The organism is Coleofasciculaceae cyanobacterium (assembly GCA_036703275.1).
Classification (GTDB): Bacteria; Cyanobacteriota; Cyanobacteriia; order Cyanobacteriales; family Xenococcaceae; genus Waterburya.
In genome coordinates, this window is the sequence record DATNPK010000007.1 from 1 (window position 1) to 23995 (window position 23995).

The 23995-nt window shown below is 43.6% G+C and carries 28 protein-coding genes; 22 read left to right on the top strand and 6 right to left on the bottom strand.

Going from position 1 to position 23995, the window contains the following annotated elements:
• Positions 1 to 144 precede the first annotated feature (144 nt).
• From V6C71_00360 to V6C71_00375, 4 genes are all read left to right on the top strand, one after another.
• Positions 145 to 501 (top strand): hypothetical protein, encoded by a 357-nt coding sequence (locus tag V6C71_00360; GenBank protein HEY9766942.1) that lies wholly within the window; start codon positions 145 to 147, stop codon positions 499 to 501.
• Between the two features lie 78 nt (positions 502 to 579).
• Entirely contained in the window at positions 580 to 804 is a 225-nt protein-coding gene (locus tag V6C71_00365; protein HEY9766943.1) for a hypothetical protein, read from the top strand.
• Positions 805 to 1002: 198 nt separating this feature from the next.
• Positions 1003 to 3249, top strand: a complete 2247-nt coding sequence (locus V6C71_00370) for a peptidase domain-containing ABC transporter (protein HEY9766944.1) — start codon at positions 1003 to 1005, stop codon at positions 3247 to 3249.
• A gap of 8 nt (positions 3250 to 3257) precedes the next feature.
• Positions 3258 to 4754, top strand: a complete 1497-nt coding sequence (locus V6C71_00375) for an HlyD family efflux transporter periplasmic adaptor subunit (protein ID HEY9766945.1) — start codon at positions 3258 to 3260, stop codon at positions 4752 to 4754.
• A 143-nt stretch (positions 4755 to 4897) separates the two neighbouring features.
• Here the strand turns inward: V6C71_00375 and V6C71_00380 are convergent, their stop codons facing one another.
• Both V6C71_00380 and V6C71_00385 read right to left on the bottom strand, forming a co-directional pair.
• Positions 4898 to 5137 carry a transposase domain-containing protein gene (locus tag V6C71_00380; GenBank protein HEY9766946.1) on the bottom strand — a complete coding sequence of 80 codons (240 nt, stop codon included), beginning with the start codon at positions 5135 to 5137 and terminating at the stop codon, positions 4898 to 4900.
• 645 nt (positions 5138 to 5782) lie between these two features.
• The gene (locus V6C71_00385; GenBank protein HEY9766947.1) at positions 5783 to 6175 is read right to left on the bottom strand and encodes a helix-turn-helix domain-containing protein; all 393 of its coding nucleotides are present in this window, start codon (positions 6173 to 6175) and stop codon (positions 5783 to 5785) included.
• A 264-nt stretch (positions 6176 to 6439) separates the two neighbouring features.
• Between V6C71_00385 and V6C71_00390 the strand changes: the two genes are divergently transcribed.
• The 5 genes from V6C71_00390 to V6C71_00410 all read left to right on the top strand — a co-directional run bounded on the left by V6C71_00390 (position 6440) and on the right by V6C71_00410 (position 9063).
• Complete coding sequence (locus V6C71_00390) at positions 6440 to 6685, top strand: DUF4160 domain-containing protein (GenBank protein ID HEY9766948.1); 246 nt, start codon at positions 6440 to 6442, stop codon at positions 6683 to 6685.
• 5 nt (positions 6686 to 6690) lie between these two features.
• Complete coding sequence (locus tag V6C71_00395; GenBank protein ID HEY9766949.1) at positions 6691 to 7113, top strand: DUF2442 domain-containing protein; 423 nt, start codon at positions 6691 to 6693, stop codon at positions 7111 to 7113.
• A gap of 536 nt (positions 7114 to 7649) precedes the next feature.
• A complete protein-coding gene (locus V6C71_00400) occupies positions 7650 to 7955 on the top strand; it encodes a hypothetical protein (GenBank protein ID HEY9766950.1) in 306 nt (101 codons plus the stop codon).
• Positions 7956 to 8062: 107 nt separating this feature from the next.
• The gene (locus V6C71_00405) at positions 8063 to 8557 is read left to right on the top strand and encodes a hypothetical protein (GenBank protein ID HEY9766951.1); all 495 of its coding nucleotides are present in this window, start codon (positions 8063 to 8065) and stop codon (positions 8555 to 8557) included.
• Positions 8558 to 8574: 17 nt separating this feature from the next.
• A complete protein-coding gene (locus V6C71_00410) occupies positions 8575 to 9063 on the top strand; it encodes a hypothetical protein (protein HEY9766952.1) in 489 nt (162 codons plus the stop codon).
• On the opposite strand, the gene V6C71_00415 is transcribed toward V6C71_00410, so the two are convergent.
• Positions 8999 to 9586 (bottom strand): transposase, encoded by a 588-nt coding sequence (locus tag V6C71_00415; protein ID HEY9766953.1) that lies wholly within the window; start codon positions 9584 to 9586, stop codon positions 8999 to 9001. The two genes, V6C71_00410 and V6C71_00415, sit on opposite strands and share 65 nt — an antisense overlap.
• Before the next feature lie 229 nt (positions 9587 to 9815).
• Between V6C71_00415 and V6C71_00420 the strand changes: the two genes are divergently transcribed.
• On the top strand, positions 9816 to 10109 hold the full coding sequence (locus tag V6C71_00420; protein ID HEY9766954.1) for a hypothetical protein: 294 nt from the start codon (positions 9816 to 9818) through the stop codon (positions 10107 to 10109).
• A gap of 21 nt (positions 10110 to 10130) precedes the next feature.
• Here the strand turns inward: V6C71_00420 and V6C71_00425 are convergent, their stop codons facing one another.
• Positions 10131 to 10283 (bottom strand): hypothetical protein, encoded by a 153-nt coding sequence (locus tag V6C71_00425; protein ID HEY9766955.1) that lies wholly within the window; start codon positions 10281 to 10283, stop codon positions 10131 to 10133.
• Positions 10284 to 10642: 359 nt separating this feature from the next.
• Between V6C71_00425 and V6C71_00430 the strand changes: the two genes are divergently transcribed.
• Positions 10643 to 10963, top strand: a complete 321-nt coding sequence (locus V6C71_00430; GenBank protein ID HEY9766956.1) for a DUF4258 domain-containing protein — start codon at positions 10643 to 10645, stop codon at positions 10961 to 10963.
• Between the two features lie 2 nt (positions 10964 to 10965).
• Complete coding sequence (locus tag V6C71_00435) at positions 10966 to 11190, top strand: hypothetical protein (protein HEY9766957.1); 225 nt, start codon at positions 10966 to 10968, stop codon at positions 11188 to 11190.
• A gap of 61 nt (positions 11191 to 11251) precedes the next feature.
• Here the strand turns inward: V6C71_00435 and V6C71_00440 are convergent, their stop codons facing one another.
• Entirely contained in the window at positions 11252 to 12361 is a 1110-nt protein-coding gene (locus tag V6C71_00440; protein HEY9766958.1) for a hypothetical protein, read from the bottom strand.
• 190 nt (positions 12362 to 12551) lie between these two features.
• Positions 12552 to 12764 (bottom strand): hypothetical protein, encoded by a 213-nt coding sequence (locus tag V6C71_00445; protein ID HEY9766959.1) that lies wholly within the window; start codon positions 12762 to 12764, stop codon positions 12552 to 12554.
• A 295-nt stretch (positions 12765 to 13059) separates the two neighbouring features.
• Here V6C71_00445 and V6C71_00450 point away from each other — a divergent pair, with 295 nt between their 5' ends.
• The 10 genes from V6C71_00450 to V6C71_00495 all read left to right on the top strand — a co-directional run bounded on the left by V6C71_00450 (position 13060) and on the right by V6C71_00495 (position 23965).
• Entirely contained in the window at positions 13060 to 13626 is a 567-nt protein-coding gene (locus V6C71_00450) for a hypothetical protein (protein HEY9766960.1), read from the top strand.
• Positions 13627 to 13705: 79 nt separating this feature from the next.
• Positions 13706 to 13993 carry a DnaB-like helicase C-terminal domain-containing protein gene (locus V6C71_00455; protein ID HEY9766961.1) on the top strand — a complete coding sequence of 96 codons (288 nt, stop codon included), beginning with the start codon at positions 13706 to 13708 and terminating at the stop codon, positions 13991 to 13993.
• A gap of 511 nt (positions 13994 to 14504) precedes the next feature.
• Positions 14505 to 15983 (top strand): AAA family ATPase, encoded by a 1479-nt coding sequence (locus tag V6C71_00460; protein HEY9766962.1) that lies wholly within the window; start codon positions 14505 to 14507, stop codon positions 15981 to 15983.
• Positions 15895 to 20319: a PAS domain S-box protein gene (locus V6C71_00465; protein HEY9766963.1), complete on the top strand. Its 4425-nt coding sequence runs from the start codon at positions 15895 to 15897 to the stop codon at positions 20317 to 20319. The genes V6C71_00460 and V6C71_00465 overlap by 89 nt, the downstream gene beginning before the upstream one ends.
• 35 nt (positions 20320 to 20354) lie before the next feature.
• The gene (locus V6C71_00470; GenBank protein ID HEY9766964.1) at positions 20355 to 20816 is read left to right on the top strand and encodes a sensor histidine kinase; all 462 of its coding nucleotides are present in this window, start codon (positions 20355 to 20357) and stop codon (positions 20814 to 20816) included.
• Positions 20817 to 20820: 4 nt separating this feature from the next.
• Positions 20821 to 21450: a response regulator transcription factor gene (locus V6C71_00475; protein HEY9766965.1), complete on the top strand. Its 630-nt coding sequence runs from the start codon at positions 20821 to 20823 to the stop codon at positions 21448 to 21450.
• A gap of 202 nt (positions 21451 to 21652) precedes the next feature.
• A complete protein-coding gene (locus V6C71_00480; GenBank protein ID HEY9766966.1) occupies positions 21653 to 21862 on the top strand; it encodes a hypothetical protein in 210 nt (69 codons plus the stop codon).
• 4 nt (positions 21863 to 21866) lie between these two features.
• Positions 21867 to 23375: a GMC oxidoreductase gene (locus V6C71_00485; protein ID HEY9766967.1), complete on the top strand. Its 1509-nt coding sequence runs from the start codon at positions 21867 to 21869 to the stop codon at positions 23373 to 23375.
• A 106-nt stretch (positions 23376 to 23481) separates the two neighbouring features.
• Positions 23482 to 23790, top strand: coding sequence for a hypothetical protein (locus tag V6C71_00490; GenBank protein ID HEY9766968.1), 309 nt, complete (start codon positions 23482 to 23484; stop codon positions 23788 to 23790).
• Between the two features lie 7 nt (positions 23791 to 23797).
• Complete coding sequence (locus V6C71_00495; GenBank protein ID HEY9766969.1) at positions 23798 to 23965, top strand: hypothetical protein; 168 nt, start codon at positions 23798 to 23800, stop codon at positions 23963 to 23965.
• Positions 23966 to 23995: the final 30 nt, after the last annotated feature.

Consider the following 23995-nt stretch of genomic DNA (forward strand, 5'->3'; position numbering starts at 1 on the left):
ATCTCCCAAGAACAAGCACACCGCCCACGGTCGGGTTCCCCGACCATGTGGAGAAGCCCTTTGTGCGTTCACCACCGAAGGCGGTAGCTTTTTAAAGTCTAATTTCTATCAAACTTGAATCGTTTTTAATTAAGGAGAAAAACCATGTCAAATATTAACACCAAGCTTGAAATGACTGCTACAAAACAAGTCCTGTTTGAAGATTTAAACAATAAAGATGCCGAAACAGTTAGCGGCGGCGCGGTCGAAAAATTTACCATTTATAATCAAACCAACGGCGGACGAAATCCTTACACGGTAGATGGAACTAGAACAAGTCGTCCCTATGGTAACTCGGAGTGGACTACTGGAAAAGGAGGAATTATTAAGTTCGACTATGATTATGGTCGGTCGGGAGTCCAACAGCGTACATACGATCTATCCGATGGACGTAAGTATGCGTTTAGATATGACACAAGGACTTCTTATGCAGACGATATCGATCTCTATGACATAACTTAGAGCCAGCTAAGGTTTAACCTAGCAATTTAATCTCGAATATGGCGAGAGAGCATCAAAAATTTTTGACAAAACTTTTTGATGCTCTCTTCATTTCTCGCCGCCATTTTAGCTTACCAACAATTGAAGCGCGATCGCTCTAAAACTTTCTCGATTTTAACTTTCGTCGTTAGGTTGTTAGAGACAAAATATATTCTCTTCTATCTTTATCTCTGCGTCAATCTTGCACACTCTATTTATTTTATGACGCAACAAAAATTTCTTTCCCTATTTATTCTCGATCGCTTTTTAGACTTAAGTTCATAAATAAAAAATACTCTCGAACCACTATAAAAGCTCGTTTTAAAACTATCGCTAAGACTTTCAACTCTATAAAAACTGCGACCGAACAAATTATCTAGACGAACGCTATTTGATAACTACCAGTCTGCTTTACTCAGCAAAAGTCCTTTACATTGAACCGTTTGATCGAGCAAATGACCCAACCCAATCTATCTAATAATAATGAAATATCAAACAGTTCTCCAACACAGTGAAGAAGATTGTGGTGCTGCCTGCATCGCCACGGTTGCCAAACATCACGGACGCACCTTTGCCATCGGTCGCATTCGCGAAGCAGTAGGCACGGGTTCGCGAGGAACTACTCTGCTAGGCTTGAGTCGAGGAGCAGAAGTCTTTGGATTTAACGCTCGTCAAGTCAAAGCCAATGCTCAAATTATCGATCGCATCAATGAAGTACCCCTGCCAGCCATTATTCACTGGAAAGGCTACCATTGGGTGGTTTTATACGGCAAAAAAGGCAAAAAATACGTTGTTGCCGATCCTGGCGTAGGCATCCGTCACCTTACTCACCGAGAGTTGTTTGAAGGTTGGGGTAATGGCATCATGCTGCTATTGACACCAGATGACAGTCGTTTTTACGAACAAGAAAACGACAAAGTTGGGGGTTTTGGTAGATATATTCAACGGGTTTGGCCCTATCGTAATATTCTATTCTTAGCAATTCTCATCAACTGTGCCATCGGACTGCTTTCTCTAGCTTCGCCGATAATGATGCAGTTACTTACTGATGACGTATTGGTAAGAGGCGATACTCAACTGCTGACTACTTTAGCGATCGCTGTTATTTTGATGAACTTGTTTCGCAGTGGGGTTAGTTTAGTCCAATCACATTTAATCGGACACTTCGGTCAGAAATTACAGTTGGGACTAATTCTCGAATACGGACGCAAACTACTCCACTTGCCCTTATCTTACTTTGAAGGACGACGCAGTGGAGAAGTAGTCAGTCGTATTGCCGATGTCAATGCTATTAATGCCTTAGTTTCGGAGATAGTTTTGGGTTTACCCAGTCAATTCTTTATTGCCATAATTTCCCTAGCTGTGATGATTGTCTACAGTTGGGAATTAACTCTAGCTTCTATTGGTGCTTTTGTAATTGTCACTTTAATCAACCTGCTATTTCTTCCTGCCTTACGGCGCAAAACTCGCAACCAGATTGTCTTGGGTACAGAAAACCAAGGCTTTTTAGTAGAAACTTTTCGTGGCGTGCAGGTACTTAAAACTACCCAAGCCACTCCTCAAGCTTGGGAAGAATATCAAAGCAACTATGGTCGCCTTGCTAACCTGGGCTGGAGTACGATGAAGCTGGGACTATACAGCAGTAGCATTACGGGCATTCTTTCTACTTTTACTTCTATTAGCATCCTTTGGTTGGGTAGCTACTTAGTAATCAATCAAAGTTTATCCATCGGTCAACTGCTGGCATTTAACGGCATGAGTGGCAACTTTCTCGGTTTCTTAGGTGCAGCAATTGGCTTAATTGATGAGTTTATTACCGCACAGGTGGTTATTCAACGTTTGACCGAAGTAATTGATGCTACCCCAGAAGACGAAAAAGATTTCCAAAAGCCTTGGGCGGAAATTTCTGGCAATGCCGATATTACTTGTAATAAGCTCAATTTTCATCATGCTGGCAGAGTCGATCTTTTAGAAGATTTTTCTGTAACTATTCCTGGAGGAAAAGTCATCGCTTTGATCGGTCAATCTGGCTGTGGTAAGAGTACCCTTGCCAAACTCTTAGCTGGCTTATATTCTTCTCAATCTGGCAACGTTCGCTATGATGCTTATAACCAGCAAGACCTTTCTTTAGAATGCTTGCGTCAGCAGATAGTGCTGGTGCCACAAGAACCACATTTTTGGAGTCGTTCGATTCTGGAAAACTTTCGCTTTAGCTATCCACAAGTTACTTTCGAGCAAATTGTTAACGCTTGCCAAATTGCTGGTGCTGACGAATTTATCAGCGAACTACCAGATAAGTATCAAACAGTTTTAGGAGAATTTGGTGCAAATCTATCTGGCGGACAAAAGCAAAGATTGGCAATTGCCAGGGCAATTGTTACCGACCCACCAGTTTTAATTTTAGATGAATCGACAGGTGCTCTCGATCCAGTTGGTGAAGCTAAGGTATTAGAACAATTGCTTGAATGCCGACAGGGCAAGACCACGATTATGATTAGCCATCGCCCTAAAGTAATTCAACGCGCCGATTGGATTATTATGCTCGAAACAGGCAAACTAAAAATTCAAGGTACTCCAGAAGATCTAGGTTCTGTGGCTGGCGAACATTTAAATTTCTTAGACAATATTGTCCCCTCAACTCATAATTTGCTACTCAAATCCTCTAGTTTTTCTACTAATGGCATTTCCGCTAACGGTAACGCTAAAGCAGCCAATGTAAACCACACTTAATTAGAACCATGTTAACCAACCCCCCGCCAGGCTTTTTACCCCAATTACAAGAAAACGAATTTTTACCCCCCATCGGACGCTGGATTATCTTTGGTGGTGTGTTTGTCGTCACTACTGTCGGACTTACTGTTCCTCTGTCTTCTGTAGCTAAATACAAAGAAACTGTCAAAGCTCCAGCTAGTCTGCGTCCTGCGGGTGAATTACGTATCGTTCAGGCAGCAACTCCAGGCACGATTACCGAGTTGAGAGTTAGAGAAAATCAACCAGTCAAACAGGGAGACATTATCGCTATTGTAGACGGTTCCCGTTTGGAAACCAAACAGACACAGTTAGAAGACAATATCAGACAATCAAAATTGCAGCTTCAGCAAATTCAAGCTCAAATTGCCGCTCAAAACAACCGTATATTAGCAGAACAAGATCGCCTCAATCGTGCTGTTACCTCTGCCAATGCCGAATTAGACCGCCGCCAGAGAGAATATCAAAACTTGATGATTACTACTGCTGCTGAAGTAGAAGAAGCAGAAGCCAATCTTGAATTGGCTGCTGAAGAATTAAATCAGGCACAAACAGACCTAATTACCGCCACTGCCGACTGGAACTCTAGTAAAGCTGAATTAAGTGCCGCTGTAGCCAAACGCAATCGCTATCAGACTATTGCTGATTCGGGAGCCCTGTCGCGCGATCATTTAGAAGAAGCAAAACTAAGTGTAGTGCAACTACAACAACAAGTTTATGGCAAACAGGCAGCTATTAAAAGACAACAACAGGAAATAACTCGCCGAGAACTCGCAGTGGCTGCGGTACAGGCAAGAAACAATAGTGTTCGAGCCGCTCTCAACCCCAGTGATGCCGAAGTGGCGATCGCCCGTAGTAATATTGCCCAGGAACGAGCAGTAGGCAGAGCTACTATTGCCAACCTACATAAAGAGCAGCAGGCTTTAGAGCAACAGCGCATCGAACTACAAAATCAGATCGAGCGCGACAAGAGCGAACTACAGCAAGTAAAAAGAGAATTAGAACAGAGTATTATTACCGCCACTGCGGACGGTACGATTTTTCAACTCAATCTCCGCAATACAGGTCAAACGGTAGTAGCAGGAGATAAAATCGCCCAAATTGCGCCTGAAGATGCTACTTTAACGCTTAAAGCGATGGTTTCTGCCAAAGAAATTGGCAAAATTAAAACCAATCAAACTACCAGCACCAAAATTTCTGCCTGTCCTTATCCCGACTATGGCACGCTAAAAGGAACGGTAACAAAAATTGCCCCAGATGCGATCGCCCCACAAACCGACAATGCTAGAGGTGCTACTCAAGCTAATATTCCAAGTGGTAAAGCCTTTTATGAGGTAGCGATCGCCCCTGAAACTAATGTTCTCCAACGCCAGCAGCATCAATGTCTGCTTCAGTCGGGAATGGAAGGTACGACCGATATTATCACCAGAGAAGAAACCGTTCTAAAATTCTTGCTTAGAAAAGCCAAGCTTTTGACAAATATTTAGGCAGAAAAATGGAAAGTGTCAGTACTGAGATGTAACCGTTCATTTCCCGGTTGTGTCGCAAAAACGGCGGAAATAGAAGGTTGGTGTCATATGGTGCAGCCTGTGGCTGAAATCGTTTTTGCGTATGCTTTCTAGCTTGCCAATTACTGTTTCCAACTTGACCCAAATTTTTGACTGATTGATAAGTTTTTCGACCACCAACTCAGACCAATTACTAAGGCGATAATTAGATGAGTCGGAAGCAGACGGTTACGCTTTTGTTGACTATTTGTTTCTGAGATTGCCTCATCAATAGCTTGATGGGACATGATTAATTCCAAGGCAGGAAATATTTCACTTACTTGGATTTTTGGAGCAATAAGAGTTAAAGGTTGGAGTTCCATACGATTTTGGGGACGAATACTCTCATTAACTCATCTTTTTAGCTTAACCGAACAGTATTGCTAAAGGACTAGCTTCGCGTGACGCGAACTTCTAATCCTTTAGGACGCGGAGCGGTATACCACAAGGGTACAATGTGCTTTAGCATTAGCCCTAAAGGATTCGCTTCGCATCTCGCCTGGAGGCGCGTCCGTGGGCGGAGCCCAATCGCCTAAAAATTACTCTATCTAAAAGTAGGCAAAACAATTGAATGTATTATACACTATACAGGTATCTTGTATAGATTAATATAATATCTATAGTTAAGTATCTTATATATGCCTATTATGTTATTAATTGATAAGAGTCTTGTGTTAAATAGCGAAAGTCATCCTGTTTTTTTGTTTCATTTAATTTCAACTAAACTGATAGCTTGTTTATCTGGCGTTATAATTTATTATCGACAAGAATCTTATCGAATATGCAAGGTTATAAAACTGACGATAGCTGTTTAATAGCTATTTTTAAATCGAGCCGAGATAGCTGGAAAAACAAGTGTGCTTTTAGGATTTTGAGATAACTCCAGTCTATTTTGCCACTCTAGTTTTTATTTATAGGTTTGTTGTTGTTCTTGCCTCATCTTTCGCGATCGCGGACGAGGTATTTTTTTAAGTTTGGCTCTTTAGCTGATAGCGAACTATTCGATGTACCGTTAAATAGCCTATCTCTAACCCGAACAACTGGGTCAACCAAGAATGAATGCCTCGATAACTTTTAAAACCTTTTGGCTGAGATAATTTTTCCTGAAGTTGCTCTAAAACTTTCCCCTTAATCTTAGGTTTGATTTCAGGTGCTACTTTCACTTCTAGCAATCTAGTTAACCCCCCTTGCTGATACTTTTTTAGCCATCGGTAAATAGTAGATTCGTTTCGAGCTAATCTGTGAGCTAGTTCTTGACGGCTTTTTACTTGACCACTTTTGAGCCAATAGAGCATTATGCAGTCGTTCTTTTTCTTGACCCTTTTTCTGGTGTTTAAGCTGCTGTTTAAGCTCTTCGACATATTTCTACTTTCAGTTGATTACCCATGAAAATTCATCTTGCACTTCTGTGTTCTTAATTTAGTGCATTGCCTCTAAGAATTGGTATTATTCAATTCACGCTAGAATGTTGGTTTTTGTCTTTGCTTAAAATATCTCCTATTTCTTCTGCTTTTTTATGTAAGACCTCTGCTGAAAAGCTATATATAGCTGCATTTTAAAAATAGCGCTCGCTATCTACTATACAGATACTGTTTTAACCCAACAGCTTAGGTTAAAATACAGTAATGGCTACTGTACTGAAAATAGATGGATACATAGTTAGGATTTGGTCTAACGACCATTTACCTCGTCACGTCCATGTATTCAAAGGTAATGGCGAATGCGTAATTAATCTCGTGGGTGAAGGTGGCAATCCAGAACTACGAGAGTTTTACCAAATGAAGCATAAGGAAGTAGCCAAGGCAATCAAAATAGTTGCCGAAAACCAGGAGAAATTAATCCAGGCGTGGATTTCCATTCACAAGGCATAAAATAAATGGCACAGTTAACCGACCAACAGATAGAAGCGCAAATCGATGCTGCGATCGCCCGTCAATCTCAAATCGATGCAGTAGAGCCTAGAGCTAACAAAGTGTTATTTGATGACGGTAGATTTACTGTTTGCTTTAACAATGGTGCGACTTTCTCGTTTTTAGCCGAATCTACAGAGGCGATTGCCGCACTGCCAACGGAAATATTAGCCGCAGTTGAACTTACTCCATCAGGGAAGGGGCTGAGATGGGATAAGCCAGATATAGATTTGAGTATTCAAGGTTTGCTACTTGGTATCTTTGGCAGTAACGTCTGGATAAGTGAAATAGGAAGTAGGGGCGGTTCATCTACTTCTGAGAGAAAGAAAGCAGCATCAAAGGCTAACGGAGCCAAAGGCGGACGACCTAAAAAACCGACTCTACATTGATTTTTTGCTCAAATTGCAATTGGACGAGAAAGCGATCGCTTTCAATTTGCACCCATCGCGATTTGGATGATGTCCTAGACGACACGTAGTTAGCCTATTACGCTTCCAGCAGGTCATCTGAACCAAAGTATAAACTGTAATGCGGGCATTTACCTTGTTGGTGTCGAAGCAGACTTTATATTTGATGAGTATGCAGCGTAGAAGGGTAACTGAATATCTTGTCTAATTTTATAGCGATTCGCTTCGCATCTCGCCTGGAGGCGCGTCCGTGGGATGCGCCCAATCGCCTAAAAATTACTCTATCTAAAAGTAGGCAAAACAATTGAATGTATTATACACTATACAGGTATCTTGTATAAATTAATATAATATCTATAGTTAAGTATTTTATATATGCTTATTAAATTGTCAACTGATAAGAGTCTTGTGTAAAATAGCGAAAATCATTTTGTTTTTTTGTTTCATTTAATTTCAACTAAACTGATAGCTTGTTTATCTAGCGTTATAATTTATTATCGACAAGAATCTTATCGAATATGCATGGTTATAAAACTGACGATAATCGTTTAATAGCTATTTTTAAATCAAGCCGAGATAGCTGGAAAAACAAGTGTGCTTTAAAACAGAAAAAAATCAAATCTCTAGAGATAAAGCTACGAGATACCGCTTTTAGTAGAGCTAAATGTCAGCATAGAACAAAAGTAATCCAAACTCAGTTAGGAGATAAGGAAGCTCTTCTACAAGAACAAAGTTTACTTATCAAAGCTCAACAAGCTGAAATTCAATTGCTAAAAAAAAATCTCACCCACTCAAGCATTCAATCAAAGAGCAACCCGAAGTAGTTGATGTAACCATCGACCACTATCAGGATTCACAAGAATTAATTTCTCTAAAGCCCACTCACTATACTTATCCTGCCTTCATCATTAAATTAGCTATTGAGCAACGATTGACTAATTTTACTAGTTGGCGCGGTATCGAACGCAATTTTCGCCTCTTTTCTCAATTTTTCTCGATGCCAACCCCAGATTTTCGCACTATTCGACAATGGTTTTTGAAATTGGGTCTTTTTGAACTTAAACAACCCAAAGAACCTCGCTCCGACTGGATCTTTATTCTCGATACTACCTTCGGTCATAGTCACAGAAAATGTTTTCTGATTCTCGGTATTCCCTATCAACAATGGTTACACAAACTTCATTCTGATGATCCTCAGCTGCGATATCATGATTTACAGGTCTTGTCTTTAAACGTTCTTGAAAGTACCAAAGGTTCTATTTTGGCTTCGATCCTTGATGATTTAACCTCTATTGTTGGTCAACCTCTACAAATTATTTCCGACCATGGTGCCGATTTAATCCGAGGTATTAAACTACATCGGCAACAGCACCCTGAGATTATTTCTACCTACGATTTTACTTACTTCTGTTGCATTATGGTTTAAAGCTAAAGCTGATCAAGATGTTCGCTTCAGCAACTTTCTGGCTATCTGTAGTTGGATTCGCTCTCAAATCAATTCTACGCTTCTTATCTTTTTTGATGGCTTTAGGAGCCAAATCCCTTGCTCGGTATCACAATGTAGATATTTTTATTCATTGGGCAGCTAATATCTTTCAATATTGGGACAAACAAGATTTTTCCCTCATCGATGCCAATCCTTCAATTGGGCTAAAAAAGTTTTTGAGTTATTTTCGCCCATTGTTGCACTATCGACCAGAACTCGATACCTATAGGGGCGTTCTTTCTCTTTATAGTTGCGCCAAACAACTGTTGACTCAAAATGGTTTACATCAACAATCAGCCTCCGATTGGCTTAAATTAAGTCAAAAATTGACTAACTCTCCTGAAATTCAACACAGTATTCAACAGGTCACTCAATACTTAACTACCCAAACACAACATATTCCTCAATCTCTTGTTTTGAGTGCTTTGTCGAGAGTTCAAACTTAATCTTGCGCATGATCTGGGGATACCCTTTCTCCAACTCCTGTGTGAGATATTTTGGATGATAGCCGTGGTCTAACAAGATTGTAATCTTGGGAATGTTCATCGGCTTGGCGCGAAAATAGTCAATGTTTTGGGTCAACATCTCAATCAACCCCGCATCATCAGAAATACTGGCTCTCGTACAGTGCGTGAAGAAAGGAAAGCCTAACGTATCTACTGCCAGATGCCGTTTGATGCCATTGGTAGCTTTGTAGAAGCAGAAGCCTTTTGACTCCACACTCGCATTGCAGGTATTCTCGACAGCTTGCGAGTCAACGATCATCAACGTTGTCCACTGGGCTTTTGTCTTGGTGCGCGTTCCCTTGCGGAGGAAACCTCCGCGGGGTCGCACCGCTTTTTCACGCCTTCGCGTACTTGTCCATGTAATACATTCATCAGTTTCTCGATTGAACCCGCTTGGCGCCACTGTTTGTAGTGCCAGTAGACCGTCGAGTAAGGCGGCAAGTCTTTGGGCAAATCTTCCCAATTGTATGCGAAGCGGTATCCTTTAGGGCAGCCATTCTTTAGTTGATAGAAGATGCCATTTAATAGTTCTCGCTTTGTCCAGTTGGACGGTCGAGTTGATTTTTTCTGAGGCAAGATCTCAACTAGTAAGGGTTCAAGAATTTCCCACTCTTGGTCGGTTAAGCTACTGGAGTAAGTCATGAGGGCTACGTTATTCTAGAGGCAATGATCTTATTTGTTACAGTCAAAAGATGTCAAATGGGTTCTATAGAGTAGTAATTGATAGAAATAGAGTTACAGGTGCGGGAGTTACATCAGGGATTGACTTCGGTTTAACTTTACTCAGCTTACTACTTGACGAAGATACGGCGAAAACAACTCAGTTAATGATGCAATACAGTCCTCAGCCACCCTTTGATTCAGGCACGCCCAAAACCGCAGATTTGCAGACTACGGAAGCTTTACTTCAGGCAGGAAAGCCTTTTATTGATGCTCTTATGCAGCAAACCAAAATTATTAGACGGGTCATAAAACCTCGTCTGTAGCGAAGCCGAAGGCGGGGAGAGTCAGGCAACGTCATTAAATGATTCATCTACAGTTTTGCTAAACGATCGCACAAGAGCCACAATTTCATCAGCCCGATCATCGTTAAAGACCCCATCCAGCCCACTGCTATGATCATCAGTAAAGGGTGACTTGTAAAGTAAACCTGGATTCATTACCCCATTCTAGGTCAGGTAATCGATAATATTCTCCACAAAGCGAATCTGATTGGCAGTAAAGTTATACCAATTTTCAAAAGTGGCTAGAGAGATAAAGCATTAGTAAAATATTCCCAGTTTGCCAAAGAAACAATAGCCCTCTTTTGTCAGTATCCGAAATTTCCTATTAATAAAAGGTTTTCAAGAGCAACGATATCAATTCATTGAGCCATTTGTAGTTAAATTTTCGTCATCCGCTCGCCTGAGAAAATTTCTATTAAGAAAAAACTTCTCGATCGCTTATTGGATAATGGTTACAGAATTTAGAAATTGCTAGTGTTTTCGGAGTCTGACAAAAGAGGGATAACTTTTAGAATATGCCACCATCAATCAAGGCAATACGCGAGAAAATAAACCAAAATGACTTTGAACTTTCTAAGCACGCGGTTGACCAATCGATTATTAGAAATATTCCGATAGCGGAAATTATTGAAGCCATTCAGCGAGGGGAGATTATCGAAGATTATTATGCCGATGATAAATATGGAGCGAGTTGTTTGATAGCAGGATTTACTATTAGAGATCGCCCTGTACACATTCAATGCAGCTATCCTTCACGTCCGTTAGTTAAAATCATTACTATCTATCAACCTAATAGCGATTTTTGGAACAAAAACTTTACCCAAAGGAAAAATTAAAAATGACCCAAGAATATAATGAAAAGTTAGTTGAAGCCAACGTCACTTACTCACTAGAAATGAACGGAAAATTTTTTCTCATTGAAAACGTTCCCGCACGAGTCAACCCTGAAACTGGAGAGCAGTTTTTTTCTCCTGTCACTGTAGAACGTATCCAAAATATTATCAACCAGCAACAAAAACCAAGTCATTTTATTAAAACCCCTGTTTACAATTTTGCAGTCTAGTTCTTAATTCTCAACGGCAAATTATTGATTGCTACATTGTTGAGCATAAAAAGGCGATCCTTTATTGCCCCTGATTTCTTTTCATTATTTTCTTGAGATAGTCCAAGCTATAGCCTCGTTTGACTGCTGCCTCCCATAGTTCCCATGAGCCAGAAATACAGATCCACTGTTCCCCCTCTCTGATTTGCTGACCCGAACAATACCCCAATTCACGAGCTAAGTCATACCAGTGACGAAATACTGTTGCTTTGTCTATTTGTTGAGTTTCCGAGTCGCGATCGCCATTGCCTTCAACCAAAGTTTTACTCCCCCAATCGCCCTTTAGTGCCGACACAAAATAGCCCGAAACATTTGGTATATGACTATCTCGCTTCCTTGCTTTTAATAAGGCAACTGCACTTTCTACTTTCTCTCTTGAATACAGCTTCAGAAGACTTGTCACCGTCTTGTTGATTGGTATTCCAGTACTGTCTAATAATGGTATCAACTTTTCCCATTTAGCGTTGACTATATAGTCAACTTGGATGCTGGTTTTTTCCTCACCTATGTTTTGCTTATTTGGTTGTGATTCGGAGTTTTTTTGACCAATAGAAGTATTTAATTCTTCTGAATGAGGATTACTTTGTTTTTGTTCTTTTTCTTTTTCTAAAGCTGTTTTTGTTGAAGCAGCAGCAAATTTATTCTTTTGCTCTGCTGTTTTTTCTTTAGTAGTAATCTTTGGTTCATATAATGAGACTTCACTATTGCTCATCTCAAGGGTTGGGTATCCCTCACCTCGATCTGTGTTACTCCTCATCTCGACCATTTCAGTACTTCTGGAGGTTTCAGCACCCAGAAATTCACCCAGGCGATCGCAATTTAGCGAGTAATAATTTGTCTGATTCCATTGTTTTTCTTTATGGCGAATTACCTTGACTATTCCCAGCGATCGCAATAAAGACATTGCTTTTCTAAACTGCCAGACAGAAAGCCAGGGGAACTGCTGATTTACCCAGTCTACAAATGTATTGTAGACATACTTAACTCCATTAATAACAGTCCCCACACCGTCTTTGTTCATCCAGTAGTTGAGTTGCTGAACGATTACGGCTGCATTTATATTTCCCAACGCTGCTGCAATAGACGCATCAAACATTCGCGTGTTAGTTGGAGAGGTCGATAAGATGCTCATTTTTCAATACCTCTAACTACATTTAAGCGGTTAAAAGGCAGTTGCGCGAAATCAAAGGTGCAATTTTCACTCACACCATTTAAAATGGACATAATTACTGATTCCTTTTTTGGGATATTGGTTTGAAAGCGATCGCAACTCTTTCCACGGATATGCGATCGCTTTTGCTTTAGGACAGAGATCTAATTCTTTATTCTTCTAGCTCGAAATCTTTAGCCATTGTTAAACCTCCAGCACGAATTGCTCTTTCCAAAAGATCTGAACGAGTCATTCGATACTCTTGAGCCTTTTTGTCAATTTCTTCACTTGCAAAATCTGTAATCATAAAACATTTTTGTTTTTTTACCTCTCCGTAAGCCCCTGGTTTGGAGCGAACATCTTTTGACATCATAGATACCAGCATATCAGTACCTCATTAGGTTAACCTACTTTTTATCTTATCATAAGTATACTGATGTCAACATATTGACATCAGTATATCAGGATGTTAATATGAATATATTGGAAGCGGAAAGCAAAATAATTGATTACGGAGAGAACTTTCGTTGAAGTAATTATTTCAAGAAACATTTATCCGCAAGCCATAGAAGTTAACTAATCAATGTAAACAAATTCTCAAATCAAAAAGCGATCGCTAGTCCTGATAAAACAAGGCGATCGCTCCTAAATAACCACCAATTAAGAGGTTAATAAATATCATGACGCAAGCTATAGTAGTCAAGCCAACTCCGCCTGTAAAAACCTGCTCTACTTGCCCACATTTCAATAATTTCTATGAAGTAAACGGACGTGGATGGTGCAAGCTTTTTGACCGCCAAGCCAGAGAGCATCATGAAATTACTAATGACTGCATCATATCTTCTGACTTAGCAGTTTCTCACGAACTAGAAAATAACTTAGATATTTTTCCCGATATTAATCTTGAGGAACTTGAAGCATTTCCAACAGAGGAAATAATAGACGAAGCAGATAAACCTCACTCGGATTATGAAGTGGGAAGCATCGTTAAAGTAATTGATGCTGACGAAGACCATACAGAGTGGGCGGTTTTCGAGATAGTTGAATGTAAGTACAACCCAAATCTTTATGACAGCATTGAAACTTATCTAAATCAATGTGAGTGGTACTATCGCCTATGTAGTTATCAAGATGGCAATACGATGCCTTCTAATAACTTTGTGGTAGATAAATCTTTGTGGGTCAGAGAAGATGAAATTTGCGATTTTGATATGTCCTGGAATGTCTGTACCGAAGAGATATTTTAATTAGCTTTCACAGGCGATCTCATCTTCAAAGCGATCGCCTTTGATTCCCAAGAAGCAAAATCGCTATAGTAGAACATAGATGCTATTTACTACATTTGTGGCTTTAGCTCAAATTAATCGTGGTGTGGAAAGTCAGAGTAATAAACGTCTTTCTATAGCTTCAGCTAAAGACAGTTGCAGTCTGGAAGAGAATGCTGATTTACTACTGATGTTGTATCGCGATGAATATTACAATTCAGACACTTTAGATTTAGGTGTTATGGAAATTATTGTAGGCAAAAATCGTAATGGTTCTACTGGAACTTGCATGGTAATGTTTAACCCTAGTATTGGTAACTTTAGTAACTTTAAAAATTCAATTCTTTAATTCAATTAATTGATATTTTTGATTGGCAAAAACTAGGTAAAATAGCAAACTTAAGCAATTTCGCCAATTTACGTTCCTGGGAGTAAGTAGTTATATTGGGGTAAATACCGATATGGCGAAATCTCATTGGGAATAAAGCATGGCGTTTGAGCAGGAATTAGATATTTATTTGCGATCGCGTTTTACCTTAATATTTTAGTTACGTCAGAGGAAGAACGGGCATTACAGAGCGTTAAGCAAGTATGCAACAAAGCCATAATTAACGAGCCAAAATTTTCTTCATTTGGTTCGACGAAACTATCGGTCATAACCGCAAAAGAACTTTGACCATTGCTTGAAGACGTAACTTTTTTTCTAACTAATTTAGGCTAATAGACAGCATGAGCATAAAAAGTTTCATTCTTGTCGATGGCGCGATCGCCAATTTGTTAAATTGTTTTATCTCTTAAAGTTTAAGAAACGATATACTCTGTAGTAATATAGCTAATAACACTCGTTGGGAGAGAGTGTAATGATTACTCTACTTGGAGTTGCCATTCACAGCAAAATTTATGAAAGTTCGGCAACTCTTGTCTATCGGGGGATTAGAGAGCAAGATAATCGTTCAGTTGTCGCTAAAGTTCTCAAGCAAGATTATCCTTCTCCTGGGGAATTAACTCGCTACAGGCAAGAATATGAAATTACCCATTCTCTCAACATCGATGGTGTAGTTAAGGCATACAGCCAGGAGGATTATCAGCGCACGCTCGTTATCCTGCTAGAAGATTTTGGCGGGGAGTCTTTAGAACGCTTACAGCAGCGATCGGACTTCTACCCCATGCCCTTAGCGAATTTTCTCGGTTTGGCGATCGCCATTACTGATACTCTAGGCAAAATCCATGCGGCTCATGTCATCCATAAAGATATCAATCCTGGCAACATTGTCTTTAATCCGAACACTGGCGTTGTCAAAATCATTGATTTTGGCATTGCCACTCGCTTCAGTCGCACCAATCCCACATTCAAAAGCCTCCATCTTCTAGAAGGAACCCCCGCATACCTGTCGCCAGAGCAAACCGGACGGATGAACCGGATGCTCGACTATCGCACTGATTTCTACTCACTGGGCGTAACCTTCTACGAACTGTTGACGGGACAATTACCGTTTCCCACTAAAGATCTTCTAGAGCTAGTCCACTGCCACATTGTTAGACCGCCGACTCCTCCGCACGAATTGAACGCGACGATTCCCCAACCCGTCTCAGATCTGATTTTGAAACTGACGGCGAAGAATGCGGAGGATCGCTATCAAAGTGCCTGGGGCATCAAAGCGGATCTAGAATGCTGCGCTCAACAACTGGCAGAAATGGGGCAGATTAAGGCCATGTCGTTGGGACTGCAAGATGTTTCAGAACAGTTTTGCATTTCTCAAAAACTGTATGGACGAGAAACCCAGACTAAAGCATTATTGGCAGCGTTTGACAGAGTGGCTAGAAAAGAGACGTTTGGCGAAATTTGTCAGCTAGAGTCAGGCATAAAAAATGCTCAATTCAATGTCGAACTCATGCTCGTTGCTGGTTACGCTGGCATTGGCAAAACGGCATTGGTGCAAGAACTCTATAAACCCATCACAACCAAGCACGGCTACTTTATATCAGGTAAATTCGATCAATTCAGGCGCAATGTTCCCTACAGCGCTATTGTGGCTGCTCTACAAAAGTTGGTGCAGCAGCTCTTGGGAGAATCGGATGAGCAGGTGGAATTGTGGCGATCGCGTCTACTCACTGCTTTGGGAAGCAACGGACAAATTATCATAGATGTCATTCCCGAAGTTGAGTTCATTATTGGCAAGCAGCCACCCGTGCCCGAAGTTGGAGCAACAGAAGCACAGAATCGCTTCAATCTTCACGTTTCAAAGGTTTGTGCGGGCGTTTTGTGCAAAAGAGCATCCCCTGGTCATCTTTTTAGACGATCTACAGTGGATCGATTCTGCGACGTTGAAGTTAATTGAACTCATATTGCTTGACGAGCAAACTCAATCTCTGTTTTTGATCGGAGCCTATCGAAATCATGAAGTGTCTTCAACGCATTCATTAATTTTGATGCTGGAGAGCTTGCGAAAGCAGGGGGCAGCGCTTCAAAAAATCACCCTGCCCCCCTTAACGCTGGAACCGTTGACTCAACTGGTGGCTGAGACATTACATCGCAATCCTGATGCCGTTCGTTCCTTAGCCCAAGTCATGTTGCGTAAAACCGAGGGCAACCCTTTCTTTGTTGGTGAATTTTTGAAGCTGCTGTATGGCGAAAACCTGTTGGCCTTTGATGCCCAACAGTTGAGTTGGCAGTGGAATCTGGCAGAGATTGAAGCTCAAGATATCACTGCTAATGTGGTGGAGTTGCTGCTGCATCAGTTGCAGAAATTGCCGGAAGCAACACAGCAAGTTCTCTCCATCGCGGCTTGTGTTGGGTCTGAGTTTGATTTAGAAACGTTGGCGATCGTTTGCGAAAAATCACCGAAAGCAATTTTTCAGGATTTATTAGAAGCAATACAAGCTGGATTAATTCAACCTTTGTCTGACTTGGATGAAGACTTGTTGGTTCAAGAGTATAAGTTTTCGCACGATCGCGTTCAGCAAGCGGCTTATGCTTTGATTGATGAATCGCAGAAACAGGTTGTTCATCTCCAAATCGGTGGCAATTTGCTCGAAAAAACTTCACCAGAGCAACGATCCGATCGGTTGTTTGAAATCATCGATCATCTCAATCAAGGACTTGAGCTAGTCACTGCTCGATCGGAACGAACTGAAATTGCCAGATTGAATTTAATGGCAGGTCGGAAAGCAAAGGCAGCAACGGCTTATGAAGCAGCTTTTAAGTATTTTACTACAGGGCTTAAACTCCTCAATTCAGAGAGTTGGCAGAGTGAGTATGACCTCACCTTAGCGCTGTACTCAGCAGCAGCAGAAGCGGCGTATCTTCATGGCTGCTTTGAGGAGATGGAACAATTGGTAGAAGTGGTACTCGATCGCGCTAAGACAGTGCTTGACAAAGTGCAGGTTTACAATAGCAGAATTCAAGGATATTTGTCACAGGGCAACCTGGGAGAAGCACTTAAAACTGGGTTAGAAGTGTTGAAGCTCTTGGAAGTAAACTTAATAGAAAACCCCAGTCAATTAGATGTTCAAAGAGGATTGGAGGAAACGGCTGCGCTATTAGCTAGACGAGAAATCGAAGACTTAATTGATCTGCCAAAGATGACCGCACCAGAACCGCTGGCAGCAATGTATATCCTGGCGAATATCGTGGCTGCTGCATTTATGGTATCACCAGCACTATTGATACTGATTGTGTGTAAAAGGGTAAATTTATCGCTCGACTACGGTAACACTACCTGGTCACCAATGAGTTATGCTAACTACGGATTTGTTCTATGTGCAGTTGTTCAAGACATTGAACTCGGTTATAAGTTTGGTCAATTGGCTCTAAGCTTGGCAGAAAAATTGAATACCAAAAAAGGGAATGCTAAAGCATTAATGGTATCGAGTAACCACGTCATGCACTGGAAGGTACATTTTAGGAAAACAATACCAATTCTGGTTGATGCTTATCAAACCGGAGTGGAAACCGGAGACTTTGAATTCGCTGGCTATTCTGCATATTATGCATGTTGTCGCTCGTTTTTTGTCGGTGAGTCACTCACCCAACTAGAACAAACAACGGCAGCCTACAGCAAAGCGATCGGTCAAATCAGACGAGAAAACCCCTCTAATTGGATTGCAATGTTGTGGCAGACAATCCTTAATCTGTTAGGTAGGTCTGAGAATCCTAGCCGTTTAATTGGTAGTATATATGATGAAGAGCAAGCGCTATCTCACGCTATTGCAGTTAAAGACGGAATTGAAACTCAATTCTTTTATTTGTACAAAGTTATATTGTGTTATCTATTTGAGGAATATCATCAAGCTGTACAAACTGCTGTTTCGGCAAGGCAACATTTTGAAGAGGTGACAGCAATAACGGTTTTACCTTTATTCTGTTTCTACGATTCTCTGGTGCTTTTGAGTTTATTGGTTGAGGCTTCAAGCTCCCAAAAAGAGGTTTGGCTAAGTTGTGTTAACACCAACCAAGAAAAAATGCAGAAATGGGCAGGACACGCCCCAATGAATTATCTACATAAATTTTATCTGGTCGAGGCAGAGAAAGCGCGAGTTTTAGGCCAGTTTCTTGAGGCTGAAGAGTTTTATGAACGAGCGATTGCAGGTGCTGCTGAAAATGAGTATATCCAGGAAGAAGCATTAGCTTATGAATTAGCGGCTAAACATTATCTGGCGCGAGGTCAGTCAAAAATTGCTCAAACTTACATGAAAGAGGCGCATTATTGCTATGATCGCTGGGGCGCAACCGCTAAAGTTAAAGACTTAGAAAAACGCTATCCCCAACTACTCAACTCCAACCTGGTTCGGCAATCGCATTCAATCGTAACCGATGAAACGATCCGTCATCCGACAGCGGTGATCGATTTGGCTGCGGTGATGAAAGCGGCTCAAGCCCTCTCAGAAATGATCCATTTTGATCGATTGATTGCCACGTTGATGCAGGTGGTGATAGAAAATGCAGGAGCCGAAACAGGCGCACTGATTCTGCTGGAGGACGGTCAACTCACTGTGGTGGCTCAATGCAGTGGAAGTAGACATTGCGACCTGGAAAAGATTGCTGTTGCTGGTTGTGCAGCGATTCCTGTCTCTGTCATTTACACGGTAGAACGCACTCAAGAAACTGTGGTGTTTGATGATGCAGTCAGCGAACCGTCTTTTTTGACTGATCCGTATATTCAAAACCAACAGACGCGATCGCTCCTCTGCATGCCCATTCTCAAGCAAAGTCAGCTGATTGGCGTTCTTTATTTGGAAAACAATCTCAGTACTGGAGTGTTTGCCAGCGATCGCTTAGAAGTCCTGAAATTGTTGATTGCCCAGGCAGCAATTTCATTGGAGAATACTCGGTTATATGAACAGTTAGCAGACCATGCCGAAACACTGGAACGGAATGTAGAAGAGCGAACTCAAGCCTTACAGCAGGAGATCGCTGAACGTCAACAAACCGAAGCTGCATTGAGACAAAGTGAAGCAAATTATCGCAACCTGCTACAAACCGCGAATTCCGTCATCATTCGCTACGATCCACAAGGACGGATTCGATACATCAACGATTATGGGGTAAAACTCCTGGGCTATGAAGAAGATCAGATTTTAGGGCGAACCTTATTTGAAACCATCATTCCAGACATCGAAACCTCTGGACGCGATGTGAGACCGATGGTCCATGATTTACTTCGTAATCCTCAATCGTACCCGAAAGGCGAGGGTGAAAACTTGTGTCGAGATGGGCGGCGAGTCTGGATGGAGTGGTCGAATCAAGCCATCTTCAATGAACAAGGAGATGTAGTCGAAATTTTATCAGTGGGCAATGACACCACCCAGCGTAAACAAGCAGAAGAAGCATTACAACGCAGTGAAGTCAAGTTCCGCAATATTTTTGAAAACTCCCAGGTCGGCATCTACCGCACCCGCACCTGTGATGGATTAATTCTTAATGCCAATCAACGCTTTGCCGATCTGCTTGGCTTTGATTCGCCAGAAGAGATCATTGGGCTTGAACACACTACAGGCTTTAATGTAAATCCCAACGATCGCCAACAATTCATTGAGGTGCTGAAGCGGGACGGGGAAGTGCGAAGCTATGAAATCCAGATGCGAAAACGAGATAGTACAGTGTTCTGGGGACTTTTCTCTTCTTATCTGAATGCAGGCGATGACTACATCGAAGGGGTGATTGCCGATATTAGCGATCGCAAACAGGCAGAAGTCGCGTTGCAAGCCTCTGAAGCAGAACTGCGGGCGCTTTTTTCAGCCATTCCCGATCCGCTGTTTGTCCTTACTGCTGAAGGGCGACTGGTCGAAGCAGTCGAAGTGAAACCGAATCAGTTGTATCGACCTATTGAGGAGCAGATTGGTCAAACACTGCACCAAATTTTTGAAAAAGAACAAGCCGATGAATTTCTGGGTTACGTTCGGCAAGTACTGAGAACCCAACAAATGCTCACAGTTGAGTACAGCTTGCGGACAGCCGAACAAGAAACCTGGTTTTCGGCTCGCATTGCCCCGATTCGGCACGAACAGGTGATTTGGCTGGCACGAGACATCACCGCTTGCAAACGGGCAGAAGCCGCTTCAATTTTGGAAGAACGCAACCGCATGGCACGCGAAATTCACGATACACTCGCTCAGGCGTTTACAGGTATTCTGGCTCAGGTAGGTGCTGCAAAACAGGTGCTAACGATGATTTAGAAGCAACTCAGGCACACCTGGATCTGATTAAAGAATTGGCACGAACTGGACTGTCTGAAGCGCGGCGATCGGTCGTCGCGCTCCGTCCTCAGCTTTTGGAGGAAGGCAGTTTGCAGAGTGCGCTACATCGTCTCGTGGCCCACCTCAGAACTGCGGCATTGGATGCCGCATTATACTATGAGATCGAGGGTGCAGTGTATGCTCTTCCCAGTGAAGTCGAGAGTAATCTACTGCGGATTGGGCAGGAAGCATTAACGAATGCGACCAGACACGCCCATGCTGAGGAAATTCGAGTGGAGCTAGTCTACAATCGCGATCGGGTTTGCTTGCGTGTGAAAGACAATGGACGGGGCTTTGGAGTTGGGAGTATTCCATGTGTTGAGGGATTTGGCTTACTGGGTATGAGCGAACGGGCAGAGCGCATCGGCGCACAACTCACGATTAGGAGCCAACCTGGACAAGGAACAGAGATTATTGTCATCATCGATCGGGAGTAGCACGATGAGCCAAGCCACGATTATTCGGGTTCTAATTGCGGACGATCATGCGATTTTTCGGCAAGGATTAGCCACGATTATTAACCGTGACCCAGATATGCAGGTGATTGCCCAAGCTGAAAATGGGGAACAAGCGATCGCTCTATTTGGGGAACACCAACCGGATGTAACGCTGATGGATCTGCGAATGCCGGAAGTTGAAGGAGTTGCCGCCATCAGTGCAATTTGTGCTAATGCTAAATCTGCTCGGATTATTGTACTGACCACGTATGATAGTGACGAAGATATCTATCGGGGATTGCAGGCAGGAGCAAAAGGGTACCTATTGAAAGAAACTGAGCCTGACGAACTGCTGAATGCCATTCGTACCGTTCATCGGGGTCAGAAGTATATTCCGCCCGATGTGGGAGCAAAGTTGGTACAGCGCCTCAGCAATCCAGAACTGAGTGAAAGAGAATTAGAAGTACTCCGCTCACTGGCACAGGGGATGAGCAATGCCGAGATTGCTGAGGCTTTGAGTATTGGTGAAGGCACGGTTAAATCCCATGTCAATCGAATTTTGAATAAATTAGATGTGAGCGATCGCACCCAAGCTGTGATTGTTGCCGTTAAACGCGGCATTGTCAGTTTGTAGCGTGTACTTTCGATCAGATTCGGATTCTAACTTAAGTTATAGCTAGCCTTCTACTCTGAGATGGCACAGTTACTCTATCAATTTGTACTGTAAAAATTTTAACTTGCTATAGACGACACCTTGAAGGCGATCTCCTATATTGAACTTATTCCGAAAGAAGCTGAGTACTAGAACTGGACACGCCCCAGATAGCTAGGAAAAAATGACATTGATTGAATTTGAATCAAAAAGGAGACAAACCCATGAGCAAACCATCGACACAATGATCGATCCCAATGACAGCGTGCTGCTGCTGATTGATCATCAAAGCGGACTCTTCCAACTTGTGCGTGACATTGAACTCCCAGTCCTCCGCGCCAATGCCACCCCAATGCGCGGCATGTGCCGTGCGGAGAAGACCTTACAGGAGTAATGAAATGAAAGGAAATCAAACAATGTTTGACGTCATCATCGTCGGTGGCGGATCCGCCGGCACAGTGCTGGCCAATCGCCTGAGTGCTGATCCATCTCGCCGTGTCTTGCTGATCGAAGCGGGCAAGGCCTATCCCCCAAACGCCTATCCCGACCCAGTCCGCCGCCAGGACCTAGTGGGTGGCGATCCGCAGCACGACTGGGACTTTTACAGCGAGCCTGGCGTGCTGGGCAGAAGCCTTCAGCTCAACCGCGGCAAGGTGCTGGGTGGCTCGTCTGCCATCAACGGTGCAGTGGCGATGCGGGTGCCGAAATACGACCACGATCGCTGGGCCAAGGCGCATGACCTCGACGCCTTGAACTGGCAAAGCTCGCAGGCCTTCTATCGTTCGCTGGAGCGTACCTCCGGCACTGGCGGCGACGGCCGCGACGGCTGCTTCCCCATCCACCAGCTTGGCGATGAAGAAGTGTCTGACCAGCATCGCGACTTCATCGCCAAGCTGGCTGCGGGCTACCAGCGCACATCGGGTTTTACGACGGGGCAGCCGCTGGGCGTTGGTCCCTATGTGATGAATACCCGCATGGGTGTGAGGCTTAACACAGGAATGACCTTGTTGGGCGATGCGGTGCGCGCCCGACCTAATCTGACCATCCGCGACGAGACGCTGGTCGATGCCGTGTTAGTGGAGCATGGCCAGGCCCAAGGCGTCCGACTGGCGGGCGGGGCGATCATCCTAGCCGGTGAAATCATCCTTTCAGCGGGCACCTATGTCAGCCCGGCGATCCTGATGCGTTCCGGCATTGGCCCCTCTGAGGTGCTGCGAGGCCTTGACATCCCGGTCGTGTCCGAGCTGCCGGTCGGTCGCCGTCTACAGGATCACCCGATGGTCCCGACCGTCTGGTCGATTCGCAAGGAAGCAGTAGGCCTTCCGTATCCACCCATCGGCGCAATGCTGTGGACGGCATCCAACCACGCGACGAACGGCGAGGCAGATCTGAACATCAGCACCGCGACCCTGCCCGACGATGGGCAGACTTCCGACGGCGCGATATTCCTGCTGTTCGCTGCGCTCGTGAGACCGCGTTCCGTGGGTTTCCTCACCATCGCCAGCCGCGATCCCTATGCTGCGCCCATCATCGATCTCGGCTTCCTGACGGACAGCGGTGACCGTGAGCGATTGGTCGATGGTGTCGAAGTCATCCGGAACATTGCGCGTCAGCAGCCTTTTGCCGATATGGTGGGTGCAGAACTGGCGCCGGGCGCGGCAAAGAGCGACCGCGCTTCGATCAAAGCCGCGCTCGTGACCTCTGTGCAGAGCTATCAGCATCCGACCTCCACTGTACCCATGGGCGGACCGCGCGATGCCGGGGCCGTGGTGGATATTGACGGGCACGTTCGTGGCGTCAAGAGCCTGCGAGTCGTCGATGCCTCGATCTGGCCTGACGTGCCCTCCGTCGCAACGGCTTTCCCGACCATGATGCTGGCCGAAAGCATCGCTGCCCGGATGACCTAAGAGAAGTACGCAATCAGTGAAAGCAACCCCGCTCGAAAGAGTGATAGCTCTGAGATTTGCCGCAGGGGCAAGTCAACATCATCAACCCCAACTTGGACACAATCACATGAAACAAGATCATCTCACAAGCGACATCACGCTCGCCACCGCCGCACCCGCACACACGCAAGAGGCTGGCAAGGGTCTGACCGCAGCGCAATTGCTGAAGCGCAGTCTGGACACTTTCCTAGCCAAAGATATTAAGGGCTGGGCTGAACTCTGCGACGAAAACGTCGTCGTCAAATTTCCCTTCGCGCCCGAGGTGGCGTCCAGAAAGCTGGTGGGCCGAGCGGCTATCTACGAGTATTTGAAGAACTATCCCAGCGTCATTGACGTGCAGCGGACTCCCACGCTGAAGATCAACTTCTACCAATGACCCCAACATGGCTATTGCCGAATGGAGCGTCTCAGGCCCGGTGATCAGTAACGGCAACCCCTATGAAATGAGCTACGCCACGTTTGCCACGGTCAAGAACGGGCTAATCGTCACCTACCGCGAGTACTGGAACCCGATGGCGTTCATGGCCGCCATGGGCGGCGAAAAGTTCTGAGGTCGCAAAAGGAGATTGCCAAATGAGTCT